General features: G+C 59.5%; 14 protein-coding genes and 1 pseudogene. 14 read left to right on the top strand and 1 reads right to left on the bottom strand.

The genetic code is table 11. The features are described 5' to 3' along the window. Positions 1-189, bottom strand: a pseudogene (locus ACXJKO_RS09515) (acyl-CoA synthetase); the annotation flags it as partial. 207 nt (positions 190-396) lie between these two features. Here ACXJKO_RS09515 and ggt point away from each other — a divergent pair. From ggt to xylB, 14 genes are all read left to right on the top strand, one after another. After that, on the top strand, positions 397-2,160 hold the full coding sequence (gene ggt / locus ACXJKO_RS09510) for a gamma-glutamyltransferase (RefSeq protein WP_457090843.1): 1,764 nt from the start codon (positions 397-399) through the stop codon (positions 2,158-2,160). Between the two features lie 115 nt (positions 2,161-2,275). After that, a complete protein-coding gene (locus tag ACXJKO_RS09505) occupies positions 2,276-2,893 on the top strand; it encodes a MarC family protein (RefSeq protein WP_457090842.1) in 618 nt (205 codons plus the stop codon). A gap of 682 nt (positions 2,894-3,575) precedes the next feature. Then, positions 3,576-5,249 carry a GMC family oxidoreductase gene (locus tag ACXJKO_RS09500; protein WP_457090841.1) on the top strand — a complete coding sequence of 558 codons (1,674 nt, stop codon included), beginning with the start codon at positions 3,576-3,578 and terminating at the stop codon, positions 5,247-5,249. Positions 5,250-5,397: 148 nt separating this feature from the next. After that, entirely contained in the window at positions 5,398-6,396 is a 999-nt protein-coding gene (locus tag ACXJKO_RS09495; RefSeq protein ID WP_457090840.1) for an AraC family transcriptional regulator, read from the top strand. 184 nt (positions 6,397-6,580) lie between these two features. Next, on the top strand, positions 6,581-8,011 hold the full coding sequence (locus ACXJKO_RS09490) for an ABC transporter substrate-binding protein (protein WP_457090839.1): 1,431 nt from the start codon (positions 6,581-6,583) through the stop codon (positions 8,009-8,011). Positions 8,012-8,112: 101 nt separating this feature from the next. Further along, positions 8,113-8,994, top strand: a complete 882-nt coding sequence (locus tag ACXJKO_RS09485; RefSeq protein ID WP_457090838.1) for a carbohydrate ABC transporter permease — start codon at positions 8,113-8,115, stop codon at positions 8,992-8,994. Beyond that, positions 8,994-9,845 (top strand): carbohydrate ABC transporter permease, encoded by an 852-nt coding sequence (locus ACXJKO_RS09480; RefSeq protein WP_457090837.1) that lies wholly within the window; start codon positions 8,994-8,996, stop codon positions 9,843-9,845. Before ACXJKO_RS09485 ends, ACXJKO_RS09480 begins: the two co-directional genes overlap by 1 nt. A gap of 3 nt (positions 9,846-9,848) precedes the next feature. After that, the gene (locus tag ACXJKO_RS09475) at positions 9,849-10,058 is read left to right on the top strand and encodes a DUF2160 family membrane protein (protein WP_457090836.1); all 210 of its coding nucleotides are present in this window, start codon (positions 9,849-9,851) and stop codon (positions 10,056-10,058) included. 11 nt (positions 10,059-10,069) lie between these two features. After that, positions 10,070-11,113, top strand: coding sequence for an NAD(P)-dependent alcohol dehydrogenase (locus tag ACXJKO_RS09470; RefSeq protein ID WP_457090835.1), 1,044 nt, complete (start codon positions 10,070-10,072; stop codon positions 11,111-11,113). Positions 11,114-11,124: 11 nt separating this feature from the next. After that, a complete protein-coding gene (locus ACXJKO_RS09465) occupies positions 11,125-12,195 on the top strand; it encodes an ABC transporter ATP-binding protein (protein WP_457090834.1) in 1,071 nt (356 codons plus the stop codon). Between the two features lie 26 nt (positions 12,196-12,221). Then, the gene (locus tag ACXJKO_RS09460) at positions 12,222-12,995 is read left to right on the top strand and encodes an SDR family NAD(P)-dependent oxidoreductase (protein WP_457090833.1); all 774 of its coding nucleotides are present in this window, start codon (positions 12,222-12,224) and stop codon (positions 12,993-12,995) included. 10 nt (positions 12,996-13,005) lie between these two features. Next, a complete protein-coding gene (locus ACXJKO_RS09455) occupies positions 13,006-13,731 on the top strand; it encodes an SDR family oxidoreductase (RefSeq protein ID WP_457090832.1) in 726 nt (241 codons plus the stop codon). A gap of 96 nt (positions 13,732-13,827) precedes the next feature. Further along, a complete protein-coding gene (locus tag ACXJKO_RS09450) occupies positions 13,828-15,312 on the top strand; it encodes a mannitol dehydrogenase family protein (RefSeq protein ID WP_457090831.1) in 1,485 nt (494 codons plus the stop codon). A gap of 50 nt (positions 15,313-15,362) precedes the next feature. Next, positions 15,363-16,838 (top strand): xylulokinase, encoded by a 1,476-nt coding sequence (gene xylB / locus ACXJKO_RS09445; protein WP_457090830.1) that lies wholly within the window; start codon positions 15,363-15,365, stop codon positions 16,836-16,838. The last annotated feature ends 41 nt before the right edge of the window (positions 16,839-16,879 follow it).

Raw genomic sequence — 16,879 nt, 5'->3', positions numbered from 1 at the left:
GGTCAGCGCCGAGGCGAGCCGTCTGGAACGGGCATAAAAATCACGATAGCTGCGCCTTAAGGTGCCATGGATGATGGCTGTCCGGTCGGGATGGACGCTGGCCGCACGCTCCAAGAAGGTCAGGGGCGTCAGAGGCTGGTAATTCGCCGGGTTCTTATCGAGGTTCGTATCGTAAATGGTCGAAGTCACGGGCGTTTCCCTGCTACCTGTGTTCTTGTGAGCCRTGGCCCGGCCGAATTGTCCCTGCTTCTTTCCTTGGTATCAAGTGCATTCCATTTGCTTGGCGACCGTGCTTCTGCGCGACACGGATCAGCTTAAGGCTAGGGCCTGTTCCCTGTGCCCTGATCCTGCTGTTATGCTCCTCATGCTTGGTGCATTCCTCATAAGGACCACACTATGACCAATCCTACTTCCTCTTCCTGGCGGAGTATTCTCGGTGCGAGCCTCTTCGCCTTGAGCCTCCCTCTAGCATTTGGTGTTCAGGCCCAGACAGCGACTCCTGCGCCCGAGGCTTCGACAGGGCGCACCGCTAAGCAGGCAGGTGCATCCGCCCTTGATATGGTCGCAGCGGCCAATCCATTGGCCGCCCAGGCGGGTCGGGAAATCCTCGGCGCCGGAGGAAGTGCAGTCGATGCCGCAGTCGCGGTGCAACTCGTTCTCAACCTCGTGGAACCGCAGAGTTCAGGCATCGGCGGTGGCGCATTCCTGCTCTACTGGGACAAGACCAATCTCATCACCCTGGACGGACGCGAAACGGCACCGGCTGCGGCGAAGCCGGAGCGGTTTCTGGGGACTGACGGCAAGCCGATGAAATTCTATGATGCCGTCGTGGGCGGGCGTTCCGTTGGCGTTCCCGGCACGCTGCGTCTGCTGGAGACTGCTCACAAGCGATGGGGTAAGCTGCCTTGGCCCCAGGTTATCGCGCCCGCACTCCGTCTGGCGGATGAGGGCTTTACGATCTCGCCGCGCCTCAACGGCCTTCTTACCCAAGAGAAATTTCTCCAGAACGACCCAATCGCCCGCGCTTATTTCTTCCAGGCTGACGGCACTCCGAAACCAGTCGGCACGGTTCTGAAGAACCCGGCCTTTGCCAGAACCCTGCGTGAGGTTGCGGAGAAGGGTGCGGATGCCTTCTATTCCGGCGAGATTGCAGCCGACATCGTCGCCTCCGTCACACGCCACACCGCCAACCCTGGCGACATGACCCTGGAGGATCTCAAAGCCTACAAGGTCGAGGAGCGGGAGCCGGTCTGCGGCTCCTACCGCACTTATCGTATCTGCGGCATGGGCCCGCCGAGTTCCGGAGGAGTGGCTGTGCAGCAGATCATGAGCACGCTTGAAACCCAGGATATGGCGGCCATGAAGCTTGGTCCGGATGCCGCCCATTGGATGGCCGAGGCCGGCCGTCTCGCCTTCGCGGATCGGGCGCTCTATCTCGGCGATCCAGCCTTCATAAGTGTTCCGGTCCGGGGGCTTGTCGATCCTGGCTATCTCAAGAGCCGCGCTGCTCTGGTGAGCCCTGACAAGTCCATGGGCAAGGCGAAGGCCGGCGATCCGCCATTCCAGAAGACTGAGTTTCGCTTCGCTCCGTCAGATGGCATCGAGTTCGGCACTAGCCATATTTCCGTCGTCGACCGCGACGGCAATGCCGTGTCGATGACCACCACCATCGAGGACGGGTTCGGCGCCCGCATCATGACCAGAAGCGGTTTCCTTCTGAACAACGAGCTGACCGATTTCAACTTCGCGCCCAACGAGGATGACAAGCCGGTTGCCAATCGCGTGGAGCCCGGCAAGCGTCCACGCAGTTCCATGGCGCCGACGATCGTGCTGGACGGCAGCGGCAAGCTCTATGCGGTCGTAGGGTCACCGGGCGGAAGCCAGATCATCCCCTATGTGGCCAAAGCGTTGGTCGGTATCCTGGATTGGAAGCTTGACCCGCAGGTGGCTGTCGATCTGCCGAATTTCGGCAACCGCAATGGCCCGACGGAAATCGAGGCCGGCACGGAGGCGGAAGCCTGGAAAGCGGCTCTCGAGGCCAAGGGGCATGAGGTCAAGGCAATCGAGATGAACTCCGGCATCCAGGCCATCGTGGTCGGCCCCAATGGTCTGACCGGAGGTGCCGACAGCCGCCGGGAGGGCGTCGCCATCGGCAATTGACCAACTGTTCGATGCAGCCCTCACCCGCATGGTCAGTTGGGTGAGGGTACGCAACGAAGCTTGGCTATTGGTGTCGAACGCGCATAAATTTGTTCCTGAATCTAGGCCGCGCCGCATGAGCCAATACCTGACTGAATTGATCACCTTGTGGGTCGTCATCGACCCTATCGGGACCCTCCCAGTATTCCTGGCCGTCACAGCGGGTATGAGCGTCGCTGCCGCCCGGCGAACGGCCATCAGAGCAACTCTTGTGGCTTTCGCGGTGCTCTTGTTCTTCGTTGTTGCGGGCCAAGTATTGCTTCAGGCAATGGACATCGATCTCGACGCCTTTCAGATTGCCGGCAGCGTCGTGCTGTTCCTGTTCGCCCTGACAATGATCTTCGGCGAGCCGAAGGTCGAGGCCGAGGAGAAGGACATCGAAGCCTCGGATGTCGACAGGTCGATCTACCCCCTTGCGATCCCATCGATAGCAAGCCCGGGCGCAATGCTCGCCGTCGTGTCATTGACGGACAACAGCAAGTTCAGCATTTCGCAGCAGGCCGAAACCGTCGTGCAGATGGCTTTGATCCTGACGGTGACCTTGGTTCTCATGCTGATGGCTTCACGGATCATCAAGATCATCGGGGACGCAGGGGCGAGCGTGATCAGCCGCGTCATGGGTCTTATTCTCGCCAGTGTCGCCGTGAACGGAATTGTGCTTGGCATCAAGCAGGCATTCAACCTGACGTCCTAGCGCTGCTCGTGCCCTGCTATTGTAGTGAGCCGCACTGAAAGCACCCATTTCACGTCACTTTGTGGCGTCGGGCAGTTCCAGGGAAATTTAAACTTGACCTAATGTGTTTGAGCTAAGCAATATCAATCGGCGTTTATGGATCTGGGCGAGAAACAGATCTTAATTCGCGGCTTTAGTGCGTACTGACTTGGCTTCTGTTGCGTTGGCATATCGACGCTCCGTCGAAATTTCCTCCACGCGAAGGAATAGTAGATGCAAGTTAAGCTACCAATCCTGTTTCTCTTGATGGCTCTGGTCCCTGGCTGCATGTCCGCCGGTTCAGATGGGCGAACGCCCAATTATGTCGAGTCTCAGCTGACGCAGAGTCCTATCCCGCGAGGCGCAATGGGCGAGGATCCGGACCTGCCGGGCGATATTGGCGGCCCCGAATAGCCCAGCTCGCGAATAGCCCAGCTCGATTGTAAGGGTGCGATCCATCTCGCGATGGCGCGCGGTCGCTTGCGTGCCAACCCTTGAGGTCTTAGAAAGCCCCAGCCCTCTGCTCCCCGGCACATACTTTAAATTCGTGTTCCGATCAAAAAAGTACAGGTCAGGTGCGGTTGTGGTTGTAGCCGACCGGAATTTGCCATCGTAGGCTCTCTGCCAAGCCTTTCATCAGGGAGAGGGTCAGGGTGGGAGCCTCATGACGTCCTCGGGTCAAACGGCGCGCTACGATTTCATCATTGCAGGCGGCGGCTCGTCCGCCTGCGTGGCCGCAACGCGGCTCGTTCGCGATTTCGGCTGTCGCGTGCTGATGATCGAGCGGGGACCGGCCAGGATAGCATCCATCATGCGGATGCCGGCCGGCTACATGAAGTATCTCGCGCGTGACGACTTTCTGGAGATGCACCAGACCTTGCCGCAACAACGCCTGGGAGGACGCGCACCGATCGTGCCTCAGGCGAAGGTTCTGGGCGGCGGCAGCGCCGTCAATGCCATGGTCTACATGCGCGGCCAGCGCGAGGATTATGACGGTTGGGATGCCTATATCGGCGCGGGCTCCGGTTGGTCCTATGCGGATGTGCTCCCGCACTTCAAGGCGATGGAGCACAATACCAAATTCAACAATGCCTATCACGGCATCGATGGCGAGCTTCTGATCTCCGACCCGGGCAGCCTGTGCGACACGACACAGGACTTCATCCTTGCCGCGCAGGGAATGGGGCATCCCTACAATCCGGATTTCAACGGCGAACGCCAGGCGGGCGTCGGCATCATGCAGCACACGATGGGTCGGAGGGACAATGGGCGAATGGTTCGCTGCGATGCAGTGTCGGCCTTCCTGTCCCAGGTGCTCGACGATCCGCGCCTGACCGTCTTGACCGATGCCCTCGTGAGCAAAATCATCATCGAGCAGGGACGCGCCATCGGCGTGGAGTACATCCACCATGGTCAAACACTGCGTGCCTATGCCGAGCGTGAGGTTCTGGTCGCCGCCGGCTCCTACAACACGCCAAAACTTCTCATGCTGTCCGGCATCGGCCCCGCGGATCACCTCAAGGAGCATGGCCTTGATGTCGTGGCCGATCTTCCGGGAGTAGGCGCCAATCTGCAGGATCATCACGAGGTGCCGATCATCGCATCCACCAAAGGGGCGAGCGGGTATTTCGGCCAGGACAAAGGCTGGCGCATGGTGCGCAATGGTCTGCAGTATATGCTGTTCGGCACCGGGCCTGTTACGACGACAGGGATAGAATCCTGCCTCTTCTATGATCCGGACGGTGGCGAGCGACCCACGATCCAATTGTACTGCGCTCCCATTGTCTATCTGGATCGGGACGTGTCGAGCGCAAAACCAACCTATGGGGTCACGCTGACCTCATGCCTGCTTCGGCCGCAGGCCCGGGGAAGCGTGCAGCTGCGCAGTGCGAATCCGGCCGACAAGCCTCTGGTGGACGCGAACTTCTTCGGGCATTCCGATGATCTGCGCCTGACGCTGGCATCGCTCAAGTTCGCCCGGCAACTGCTCGCAACGAAACCGATCGGTCCCAAGATCGCCGATGAACTGCTTCCCGGGCCGGTGATCGCGAGCGACGAAGCCCTTGCCGAATATTGCGGGCGCACCGTCAAGACCAACTACCATCCGTCCGGCAGCGCCCGCATGGGTCCCGATGACGACCCGATGGCCGTGCTCGACCGCCGTATGCGCGTGCGCGGCGTTGGTAATCTGCGGGTGATCGATTGCGCTGCTATACCATTCATCCCATCGGCCAACACGAATGCGGCAGCCCTGATGCTCGGCCATCGCGCCGCCGAGTTCGTGACGGAGGCGAGTTATCATCCCGTCAAGGATCGACAGTACGAAGCTCTATCCTAGAATTAGAGGTATCGAGGAACCTGTGACCGGCCAGCGTATCCGGCTTAAATTCACAACCGCAGTCTCGTCAGAAGAAGGCGCGGAGAATAACCGCCAAAGAGCGGACTTTGAGGAAACGGCCTGCTGCACCACATGGAGGGCGGCGAGAATGGAACGTAAATCAGTCCCTGCGTATGAGGTTATCGTATTTCCGCCATCGGCGTCGTTTCGATGGAACGTTCATGACTATCCCCATCATCTGGCAAAGTGGCACTATCATATCGAGTATGAGCTGCACCTGATTCAGAACTCGTCCGGCACCATGATGATCGGCGATTATGTCGGTCCCTTCGAGCCCGATTGCCTCGTCCTGACCGGGCCGAACCTGCCTCACAATTGGCTCAGCGACACGGGCAGTCTCACCATCCCCGACCGTGACATGCTGGTCCAGTTCAGCCCCGAATGCGCGGACCGCATCTGCAGCAATTTCCCCGAATTCGAAGAGGTGCAATTGCTTCTTTCGGAAGCGGCGTTCGGTCTTCTGTTCTCGGGGGAGACGGCGCTCAAAGGCGCGTCCCTTCTTCGCAAGATCGGTCGTGCGCAGGGCGCCGAGCGCATGATCCTGTTTCTGGAACTTCTGGCAACCTTGGCAAGGAATCCGGCCGAACGGAAAATCCTGTCTCATCGCGCCCCTGCGGCGACTATTCCTTCGCGCCCCTCGGAGAAGGCCGAACGCGCGATCAATTACATTCACAACAACTATGTCTCCGACATTCACCTCACGGCCGTCGCCCGGCTTTGCAGCATGGAGCCCAGCGCCTTCTCGCGGTTCTTCAAGAAACAGACGGGTCATACTTTCGCGAAATTCGTCAATCAGACGCGCGTCTATTCGGCCTGCACGCTGCTCGCCCATACGGACAGATCGGTGACAGAAATCTGCTTCGACGTGGGCTTCAACAACATCGCGAACTTCAACCGTCAATTCGTGAAGATCTGCGACCAGACACCATCCGCGTATCGCAGAACCGCACGCCGTTGCACCACACCGAATTCGACCACCGTGGAGCGCTCTTTTGTGCCTGCCAGATACGGATCTAACGAGGGTGCGGACAAAAAAGTACAGGTCCCGATGAGCAGAGGCGTGGAAGCCTTCGCAACCGCTTCCTAAACTTTCCTAAGAAKCCGCGAGACGTTCAAGCGACTTTCGGGAAACAAGTTCGGACAAGGTTCGGGCTCGCTCGCCCAGCGCCTGCGAAAACGACACGGCGCGCCTCCAAGCAGAGGCGCGGCACATTTTGGCCTCAAGCAACGCCAACAGATTGGCTTGGGTTCACGTTCGGGAGGAAAACGCAATGTACCACTTCAAGAGTCTGGTAGCCTCTACACTCACCGCAGCCTTGCTGGCAAGCACATCGCCAGCCTTCGCCGATTTCTGGTCGGATGCTGCGAAGGGCTTGGAGGGAACGACCATCCGGGGCATTTCCGAGAGCACGCCGCCGTCCAACTATGCCAAGGATGTGCTGGGACCTGCCTTCACCAAGGCAACCGGCATCAAGGTCGAGTTCGAGGCGACGTCCTGGGATCAGATGTACGACAAGGCGATCAAGGACATGGAGGCCAACACGGGCATCTATGACTTCGTCTATATCGAGCAGGACATCATCTACAGCTATCTCGCGCGCAACTTCCTGGTCGATCTCACGAAGGCCATGAACGATAACCCCAAGCTCAAATCGCCCGATTTCGACGTGTCGAAATTCACCAGCTTCGTCGACAATTTCAAGAACGATAAGGGTGACCTGTTCGGCGTGCCGATGGAAGCCTTCATCAAGATCTATCTGTATCGAAAGGATCTATTCGAGGATCCTAAGATCAAGGAAGCCTACAAAGCCAAGTTCGGCACCGATCTCGCACCGGCGAAGGATCACAAGGAGTATCGCCAGATTGCCCAGTTCTTCACCGAATGGGGCAAGGCCAATGGGCAGGAATTGTGGGGAACGACCGTTCAGGCGGCCTCCGGTCATCCGGCTGCTGTTTACGAAGTGGTCGAGAGCGTGTTTCCCACCTTCGGCGTGTACAACTGGGGTATCGACACCAAGAGCTATGGTGCTTCCGTTGCCAACGGAGGACGCATGAACAGCCCTGAGGCCAAGGCTGCCTTCGCTTGGTGGATCGGGAACCTCGCCTATGCGCCGCCGGAATCGACGTCGAGCACCTGGGATGAGGTTGCCGCAACCTTCGCCGCAGGGCGCGCTGCGCAGGGCCTCGTTTATGGCGAGAACGCAGCCTGGGTCGCGACGGACGGCAAGAAGTCGACCGTTGTCGGAAAGGTGGGCGTCGCGCTTCCGCCAGTCGAGCCCGGCATCACAGAACAAGCGACATCCGGTGTCGGATATATCGGTTATTACGATGGCGGCGCCTTCGGCATTCCGCACTCGTCGAAGAACAAGAACGCCGCGCTTCTCTGGCTGCAATACATCGCTCAGGATTCCGTTCAGGCGGATTGGGCGCTCGCCGGATCCCGCATCACTCACAAAGCGACCTATGACGATCCGAAGGTGAAGGCTCAGGATGCCAAGGTCGACGGATACTATACGCTGATGCGCGAAAAGGGCCCGCTCTTCCGTGGCGCTCCTCCGTTCCCGTTCCACAATCAGGTTCGTGAGGCGATTGCTCCCTTCATCTATCAGGCGATCACGGGCGAGTTGAAACCTGACGAAGCTCTCGACAAGGCAGCTGCAGCCGCCGATGCGGAGTTGAAGACCCTCGGCTATCGCAAGTAATGCGCCCTCCCTTTGGGCTGACTGGGTCGCCGTGCTTCGGCACGGCGGCCATTTAACCCGGAATCTGCCGAACGGTGACGCTCGGCTGGCAGGAGCACCTAATGCGTTCGAATTCGGTGGGATGGGTTTTTCTCGCGCCGACCCTCGTCATTCTGTTTGTCTTCGGCGTCGTTCCGTTCCTCTATGTGCTCGTCATTGGGTTCATGCAATGGAACAGCTTTGCCGCCAACCCGGATATGCAATTCGTATGGGGCGAAAATTTCCGGCGTCTCGTCTTCGACGAACAATTTCTCTACTCTCTCTGGCTGACGCTGAAATTCGCGTTCTTCGCGGTGGTGAGCGAGATCGTGCTGGGCTATTTCCTGGCACAGCTCTTCATGCGCGATTTCCCGGGCAAGGGCTTCTTCCGGACCATCCACACCCTGCCGCTCGTCATCGCGCCCATCGCGGTTGGCGCCACATGGCGCCTGCTGACGGTGCCTGGATTAGGGCCGTTGCCCTATTATCTGAACCGCTGGTTCGGCTATGACTTTAATATCAGCCGCTACATCGACCAGGCATTCTTCACCACGGTCGTCATGGATGTGTGGCACTGGACGCCGCTCGTTACCCTGACGCTGCTTGCGGCCCTCTCATCCCTGCCGAAGGAACCGTTCGAACAGGCGCAGATCGATGGGGCAAACCGTTTCCAGATCTTCTGGCACATCACGCTGCCGCTCCTGAAGCCGGCCATCCTCGCGACGGTGTTCATCAGGATGATGGATGCGCTGCGCACGGTCGATGAGGTCTGGATGTTGACCGGCGGCGGGCCGGGGTCCGCAACCCGATATGTCGGGCTATACATCTGGCGTGTCGTCTTTCCGAAAACCGATTACGGCTACGGTTCTGCCATGTCTCTCATCACACTCTATCTCACCATCGTCATGTGCTGGATGCTCTATGCGGGCCTTGTCGCACGGCGTGATCTGAAAAGGGCCGATTGATGCGTGAATTTCGCAAAAAAGCGTCTGCATCGCTTGGACCCATCCTGTTTTGGACGATCGCGAGCCTCATCACGCTTCTTCCTGTCTACTGGATGTTCGCGGTATCCGCGAAGAGCCGTGTGCAACTCTTTGGAAGCCCGAGCTTCCTGATCTCGAACTTCTTCACGGAGAACTATACGAGCACTCTGAGTGATTCCGCCTTCCAGCGATACATGATCAACTCCATCGTGATTGCCACCTCCAACGCGCTACTCGTAACATCTTTGGCCTTGCTCGCGACCTACGCATTGTCCCGATACAAGCTGCCCGGAAAAGAGAACGTTTTCTTCTGGACCATCACAAACCGCATGGCGCCGCCGGCTGTCTTTCTGCTGCCGCTCTTCCTTCTCTATACGCAAGTCTTCGTAGTAGGAGACTTCAAGCTGTTCGATACGAGGATCGGCCTGATCCTTCTCTACTGTGTCTTCAATCTTCCGTTCGCGATCTGGACGTTGCGCAGTGTGATCGACGGCATTCCGAAAGAGCTTGACGAGGCTGCCTTTGTGGATGGAGCCACAACCTGGCAGGTGCTGACCAAGGTCATTCTGCCGTTGGCAAAGCCCGGCCTAGCCGTCACCGGCATTCTCACCTGGGTCTTTGCGTGGAACGAGTATCTGTTCGCGGCGACGCTGACTAGCGTGAACGCCCGCACGATCACGACAGGGCTTGCCGAATTCGTAACCGTTACCGGAACGAATTGGGGAAGGATGGCGGCGACAGCCATGTTGACTCTCATACCGGCTCTGGTGGTGCTCAGCCTTGCACAGCGTCACATCGTGGCAGGCCTCACCTTCGGTGCAGTGAAGGAGTGACGGATGGCTGACGATGTGGAAGATCAACCTGTCGTGGAGCGCCCCGGTTTCCTGCCGATCGAGACGAACGCCTTCGATCGGGTCTTCATCGCGGTTCTCGTCTTTGTCGCCTTGCACCTGTTCTGGATGCGCTTCGTTGAATCTGCTCTCCCTCTCGGTGTCGCGACAGTCCTGTCGCTGATCCTTGGGGTGCTCATCGTTGCGCGCGGGTAGGAGGTTCTATGATGAAAGCGCTCGTTCTTGAGGAAAAGGGAAGGCTTTCCCTCCGTGATCACGTCGTCGAGGAGGAACTCGGCCCGCGCGACGTGCGTATCCAGATGAAGGTGGTGGGTGTCTGCGGCAGCGATGTGCATTACTATACCCACGGCGCCATTGGCCCGTTCGTGGTGCGCGAGCCCATGGTTCTCGGCCATGAGGCTGCGGGCGTGATCACCGAAATTGGCTCCGACGTTCGCGAGCTTAAGGTGGGAGACCGGGTTTGCATGGAACCAGGCGTCCCCGATCCGGCCAGCCGCGCCACACGCCTTGGGCTCTATAATCTCGATCCGGCGGTTCGGTTCTGGGCCACGCCTCCCGTGCATGGTGTCCTGCGTCCCAGTGTCGTTCATCCGGCGGATTTCACGTTCAAGCTGCCCGATAACGTGTCCTTCGAGGCCGCTGCGATGGTGGAGCCCCTTGCCGTGGGCGTCCATGCGGCCACGAAAGCCCAGGTCAAGCCCGGCGACACCGCCGTGGTGATCGGCGCAGGGCCCATCGGTCTTGTGACAGTGCTAGCGGCTCTTGCAGCAGGTTGCGCCAGAGTCTTCGTGACCGACATCGATGACGACAAGCTTGCGCTCGCTGAGACGCTGGGAGCCGTCACCCCCGTGAATGTACGAAGCCACGATCTTACCGAGGTCGTGAGCGCTGAAACGGACGGATGGGGTGCCGACATCGTTTTCGAATGCTCCGGCAACGAGAGGGCGGCCGCCGATGTGTTCGACCCGCTTCGCCCCGGCGGCTGCGTGGTCTATGTCGGCATTCCGTTGGAGCCTATCGCCTATGACGTTGCCAAGGCTCAGGTCAAGGAAGCGCGCGTCGAGCATGTGTTCCGTTACGCCCATGTGTTCCCGCGCTGCATCGCCATGCTCGCTTCTGGCTCCATCGATGTTAGCCCGCTGATCACCCGCACTTATCCTTTCTCCAAAAGCATCGAGGCATTCGAGTATGCGGCCTCTGCTCCGAAGGGAGAGGTGAAAATCCAAATCGACATGCAGGACCAGGAATAAAAGGCAAKCAAATGGCGCCAGTCACCATCAGTAATGTCAGAAAGCGTTATGGTACTGCCGAGGTCATTCACGGTGTCTCGGTCGATATCGAGGACGGCGAGTTCGTCATTCTCGTGGGGCCATCGGGATGTGGAAAATCGACTCTGCTGCGCATGATCGCCGGGCTTGAGGATATCTCCTCCGGCGATGTTCGGATCGGTGGGAAAGTCGTAAACGACAAGCCGCCGAAGGACCGCGATATCGCGATGGTCTTTCAGAATTACGCGCTTTATCCCCATATGACCGTTTATGACAACATGAGTTTCTCTTTGAAGCTCAAGAAACGGCCTACGTCGGAGATCGAGGCGAAGGTCAAGCATGCGGCCTCCATCCTCGCCCTTGATAAGCTGCTCATGCGCTATCCGCGGCAACTCTCTGGCGGCCAGCGCCAGCGTGTCGCCATGGGCCGGGCCATCGTGCGCGATCCGCAGGTCTTCCTGTTCGACGAACCGCTTTCCAACCTCGACGCCAAGCTGCGCGTGCAGATGCGTGTGGAGATCAAGGAGCTGCATCAGCGGCTGAGGACGACCACCATCTATGTGACGCACGATCAGATCGAGGCCATGACCATGGCCGACAAGATCGTGGTCATGCATGACGGCGTCGTGGAACAGATCGGCGCTCCGCTGGAACTCTATGACCGACCGAAGAACCTGTTCGTGGCAGGCTTCATCGGTTCGCCGTCCATGAATTTCATCGAAGGGCAGGTCTCCGCGATCGACGGCCGGCCTGTAGTGACAACGGATGACGGAATCCCGCTTCTAGTGTCGGTCCCACCGGCCTCGCTCCAGAACGGACAGCGGGTCGTTTATGGCATCCGTCCCGAGAACATTTCCTTGGGCGATGGCGGCCACGCGGCGCATGTGTCGGTGATCGAGCCGACGGGCTCGGAGACGCAAGCTTTCATGAAGCTCGGAAACAACCCGCTGGTCGGCGTCTTCCGGGAGCGCATCGCATTGCAGCCAGGCGAACGTCTGGGCATCCGGCTGGATCCCGGCAAGGCTCACCTGTTTGACAAGGCCTCCGGGCAGAAGCTGGATTGAAGATTGCCGAGTTCGAGGAGTCCGGCATGTTTCTGGAAAAATTCAGGCTTGACGATCGTGTGGCGGTTGTGACCGGGGGAGGGCGCGGGATCGGCCTTTCCTGCTGCGAGGCTCTATCCGAAGCCGGAGCACGTGTCGTCATCGCGGATATCGACAGGGATGTTGCCGAAGAAGGCCGCGCGTACCTGAAGGGCAAAGGCTTCTCGGCCGAGGCTGTTCCGCTCGATGTGACCAATCCCACGGCGGTCACGCAATTGGCCAATGCGTTGATGGACCGCTTCGGGCGGGTGGATATTCTTGTTGCGAGTGCCGGCATTGCCCGCACAGGAACACCTGCGGAAGAGGTCACGGACGAGCATTGGCTGAATGTGAACGACGTCAATTACAATGGCGTCTTCTGGTGCAATCGGGCGTTCGGGCGGCATATGCTGCAGACTGGGCGCGGGGCCATTGTCAATGTCGGGTCCATGTCGGGCTTCATCGCCAATCGGCCTCAGCGACAAACCTATTACAACACGTCGAAGGCAGCCGTTCATCATCTCACGCGCTCGCTCGCAGCCGAGTGGGCTGATCGCGGGGTGCGCGTGAACGCGGTCGCGCCGACCTATATCGAGACGCCACTGACGAAATACGCCTATGAGACGCCCGGGATGGTCGAAGCATGGCTTCGCGACACGCCCATGGGACGATTGGGGCAGCCGCATGAGATCGCATCCGTGGTGCACTTCCTGGCATCCGATGCGGCAAGTCTCATGACAGGCTCGGTTGTGAGCGCCGATGGCGGCTTTACGTGTTGGTGAGGAAAGACCGATGGAATTTCAAGGTAAGAGCGTTCTCGTAACGGGGGCTGGCAAGGGTATCGGCCGGGCAACGGCAAAGCTTTTGGCCGAGCGCGGCGCGCAGGTGGTGGCGCTCACCCGCACGAAGGAGGATCTCGACAGCCTGGAGAGCGAGATCGGGTGCCGCTCGATTATCGTCGATCTGGCGGATGCGGAAGCCACGCGCGAGGCAGCGCGCGCCGCTATCCCAGTCGATTATCTGGTGAATTGCGCAGGAACGACCGCGCTCGATCCGTTTTTGGATGTGAGCACGGAAACATTTGACTGGATCTATGCGGTCAACACGCGCGCTCCCATGATCGTGGCTCAGGAATATGCGCGGGATCGTGTGAGCCGCGGCCTGCCGGGCTCCATCGTGAATGTCTCGTCGGTATCATCCTTCATCGGATTTGCCGATCATGCGGCCTATTGTGCCTCGAAGGGCGCGCTCGATGCCCTGACGCGGGTGATGGCCAACGAGCTCGGACGCCATCAGATCCGCGTGAACGCCATCAACCCGACAGTGACCCTCACGCCGATGGCGACGAAGGCCTGGAGCGACCCTGAAAAGTCCGGCAGGATGCTCTCGCGCATACCTCTTGGGCGTTTTGCCGATCCTGAAGATGTCGCGGAGGTCATCCTCTACCTGTTGAGCGATCGCGCCGCGATGCTCAATGGCCTGGCAATGCCGGTCGATGGCGGGTTCATGATCAATTGATCTTCATGGGCTGGCCTGTATAGGGCGACTCTGCCTCAGCCCTTGTGGTAGAAGGTCTATGGATCAAGGTGCCCTCACTCGATAGGTTCAAGTCAGATGGCTCGCTCTCTTTCCCTTGCAACTCTCCCATCCCTTGCCGAGACGGTGGCCCGGCCGCGTTATTCCCGCGAGGCTTTGCGCGCAGGCATTCTCCATATCGGCGTCGGAAATTTCCACCGCGCCCATCAGGCCGTTTATCTGGACGACCTATTCAACGCCGGAAAAAACCACGACTGGGCCATCATCGGAGCCGGTGTACGGCAGGGCGATGTCGCCATGCGGCGTGCACTCGAACCGCAGGATTGGCTTACGACCGTGGTCGAGCTTGAGCCCGGGGCCAATCACGCCCGAGTCCTGGGCTCGATGGTGGGTTTCGTGCCGGTGAACGAGGATGGCAGAGCCATCGCAGATACCCTTGACGATCCGGCGATCAGGATCGTGTCGCTCACCGTGACGGAAGGCGGCTATTGCATCGATCCTGCCACGGGCTCTTTCAATTCCGATCATCCTGAGATTCGCTATGATGCGTCTCGCATGGATGCACCCAGAGGCGTATTCGGCGTGCTGCTTGCCGCGTTGAAGCGGCGGCGCGATCAAGGCCTTGCACCTTTCACGATCATGTCGTGCGATAACATCCCCCATAACGGGCGCGTCGCGATGGATGCCGTCGCAGGTCTTGCGGATCTGGTCGATCCCGCGCTTGCCGCATATGTACGCGAATCCGTGGCGTTTCCTAACAGCATGGTTGATCGCATCACGCCTGCCACCACGGATCGGGAGCGGTCCATCCTGGAGGAACGGTTTGGCGTGCAGGACAACTGGCCCGTCTTCTGCGAACCGTTCCGGCAATGGGTGCTCGAAGATCATTTTCCGACAGGACGACCGGCGCTTGAGGATGTGGGCGTGACTTTCACATCTCAAGTGGCGGCTTTCGAGTTGATGAAGCTGCGCATTCTCAATGGCGGGCATGCGACCATAGCGTATCCGGCAGGGCTCTTGGGCATTCACTTCGTACACGACGCGATGGCTGATCCGCTCGTGCGCGGCTTTCTCGATAAGCTGGAGACGGATGAGATCATTCCTCATGTGCCGCCGGTGCCCGGTGTCGATCTCACTGATTACTATCACCTCATCGCGAGCCGCTTCGCCAACCCTGATGTAGGCGATACGATCCCCCGCTTGGCGCAGGATGGCTCGAACCGTCAGCCCAAATTCATTCTGCCGTCGACGCGCGACAGATTGAAGGCCGGAGCGGATGTGACGGGCCTTGCGCTGGAATCGGCGCTCTGGTGCCGCTACTGCGCCGGAATGACGGATGCGGGCGACGTGTTCGACCTGAACGATCCCAATGCCGGACGTCTGACACCTGCGGCTCTTGCAGCGAAGAATGATCCGGTGGCTTTCCTAAATCTGTGCGATATCTTCGGCGATCTCGCGGAAGTTTCTCAATTCCGGTCACGTTTCGGAACCGCACTCAACAGCCTCTGGCGCGAGGGAACGCGCGCGACGTTGCAGCGCTACTTGAGCGGTGATCTCGCTTGAGATCAGGTGGATGAGTGAAGCGGGAATAACCCTATCGAGGATGATGGCCGATGTATCTGGGAATTGATTTAGGCACCTCCAGCGTCAAGGTCATTCTCATTGATGAAGGCGGCGCGCTTGTCGGGGAGGCATCGGCGCCTCTCACCGTATCGCGGCTGCGGCCGATGTGGTCCGAGCAGGATCCGCAGGCTTGGTGGGCTGCCACTCAGGCGGCGGTGGGAGCCTTGAAGTCACACCACTCGCTCGATGCCGTGGCTGGCATCGGATTGTCCGGGCAGATGCATGGCGCGGTTCTGCTCGACAATCAAGATCAGGTTCTGAGGCCCGCCATTCTCTGGAATGATGGCAGGGCGGGAGCGGAATGCAAGGAGCTGGAGCAACGCGAACCGCAAAGCCGTTCGATCACCGGAAACCTCGCTATGCCCGGCTTCACGGCGCCCAAGCTCATCTGGGTGGCCAAGCATGAGCCCGACATTTTCATGCGCACCGCGCGGGTTCTGCTTCCAAAGGATTGGCTGCGTTTAAAGCTTACTGATGAGGCAGTCAGCGAGATGTCCGATGCGGCCGGAACCCTGTGGCTCGATGTCGGGCGGCGGCAATGGTCGCCTGAGATGCTTGCAGCCACCGGACTCGATGAACGGCATATGCCGCGCCTCGTGGAAGGTACCGAAGTTTCCGGAAAGCTCTCTGCGAAAGCTGCGGCATTGCTTGGGTTGCGCCCCGGGATCCCCGTAGCCGGAGGCGGCGGCGACAATGCCGCCGGTGCTGTCGGCATCGGTGTTGTACATCCTGACATGGCATTTGTTTCGCTTGGCACGTCGGGCGTGATTTTTGTCGCCGACGATAGCTTGAAGAAGGATCCGGAGCGGGCGGTTCATGCGTTTTGCCATTGCATCCCAGGCCTATGGCATCGGATGGCCGTGATCCTGTCGGCCGCAGCGACATTATCGTTTGCAGCCCGCATTTCTGGTGCGGCCGATGAAGCAGCCTTGATTGCAGAAATGGAAGCAGCCGGTCTCGCGACGAAGACGCAAAGCCGTCTCGTCTTCCTGCCATATCTCAGCGGCGAGCGGACGCCTCACAACGACCCGACTGCATCCGGTGTTATCTTTGGCCTCGACGGAGCGACAACGCGGGCCGATTTGGGGCGTTCTGCTCTGGAAGGTGTAGCCTTCGCTTTGGCCGATGGCCTCGACGTCATGGAAGCAAGCGGCGGGCCCATCGCGGGTCTGTCGGTCATCGGCGGCGGCGCGCGCTCGAAGCTGTGGGGGCGAATTTTGTCGGCCGCATTGCAGCGGCCTCTTACATATCACCATGGCGGCGAAGTGGGGCCTGCACTTGGTGCAGCGCGCCTTGCCAGAATTGCCGCTTCGGGCGCGAGTCTGGATGAAGCGTGTCCTCCCCCGCCGGTCTCCCATGTCATCGAACCGGAGCCGGAGTTGGCTGAGGCGCTTGCGTCCCGGCGCGTTCTCTATCGCCGGCTGTATTCCGACTTGAAATCGTCCTTCGCGGCATCGGTATCGTAAGCCGCAGACAGGTGATCTTGGAGAGAACGACACAAGGGCAG

It is taken from the genome of Microvirga sp. P5_D2, from assembly GCF_054049475.1.
This window is presented reverse-complemented; position numbering and strand designations above follow the sequence as displayed.

What these genes read in the sequence shown, in the direction of transcription:
- ggt (WP_457090843.1), top strand. Translation starts at nt 397, where the DNA reads ATGACCAATCCTACTTCCTCTTCCTGGCGGAGTATTCTCGGTGCGAGC.
- ACXJKO_RS09505 (WP_457090842.1), top strand. Translation starts at nt 2,276, where the DNA reads ATGAGCCAATACCTGACTGAATTGATCACCTTGTGGGTCGTCATCGAC.
- ACXJKO_RS09500 (WP_457090841.1), top strand. Translation starts at nt 3,576, where the DNA reads ATGACGTCCTCGGGTCAAACGGCGCGCTACGATTTCATCATTGCAGGC.
- ACXJKO_RS09495 (WP_457090840.1), top strand. Translation starts at nt 5,398, where the DNA reads ATGGAACGTAAATCAGTCCCTGCGTATGAGGTTATCGTATTTCCGCCA.
- ACXJKO_RS09490 (WP_457090839.1), top strand. Translation starts at nt 6,581, where the DNA reads ATGTACCACTTCAAGAGTCTGGTAGCCTCTACACTCACCGCAGCCTTG.
- ACXJKO_RS09485 (WP_457090838.1), top strand. Translation starts at nt 8,113, where the DNA reads ATGCGTTCGAATTCGGTGGGATGGGTTTTTCTCGCGCCGACCCTCGTC.
- ACXJKO_RS09480 (WP_457090837.1), top strand. Translation starts at nt 8,994, where the DNA reads ATGCGTGAATTTCGCAAAAAAGCGTCTGCATCGCTTGGACCCATCCTG.
- ACXJKO_RS09475 (WP_457090836.1), top strand. Translation starts at nt 9,849, where the DNA reads ATGGCTGACGATGTGGAAGATCAACCTGTCGTGGAGCGCCCCGGTTTC.
- ACXJKO_RS09470 (WP_457090835.1), top strand. Translation starts at nt 10,070, where the DNA reads ATGAAAGCGCTCGTTCTTGAGGAAAAGGGAAGGCTTTCCCTCCGTGAT.
- ACXJKO_RS09465 (WP_457090834.1), top strand. Translation starts at nt 11,125, where the DNA reads ATGGCGCCAGTCACCATCAGTAATGTCAGAAAGCGTTATGGTACTGCC.
- ACXJKO_RS09460 (WP_457090833.1), top strand. Translation starts at nt 12,222, where the DNA reads ATGTTTCTGGAAAAATTCAGGCTTGACGATCGTGTGGCGGTTGTGACC.
- ACXJKO_RS09455 (WP_457090832.1), top strand. Translation starts at nt 13,006, where the DNA reads ATGGAATTTCAAGGTAAGAGCGTTCTCGTAACGGGGGCTGGCAAGGGT.
- ACXJKO_RS09450 (WP_457090831.1), top strand. Translation starts at nt 13,828, where the DNA reads ATGGCTCGCTCTCTTTCCCTTGCAACTCTCCCATCCCTTGCCGAGACG.
- xylB (WP_457090830.1), top strand. Translation starts at nt 15,363, where the DNA reads ATGTATCTGGGAATTGATTTAGGCACCTCCAGCGTCAAGGTCATTCTC.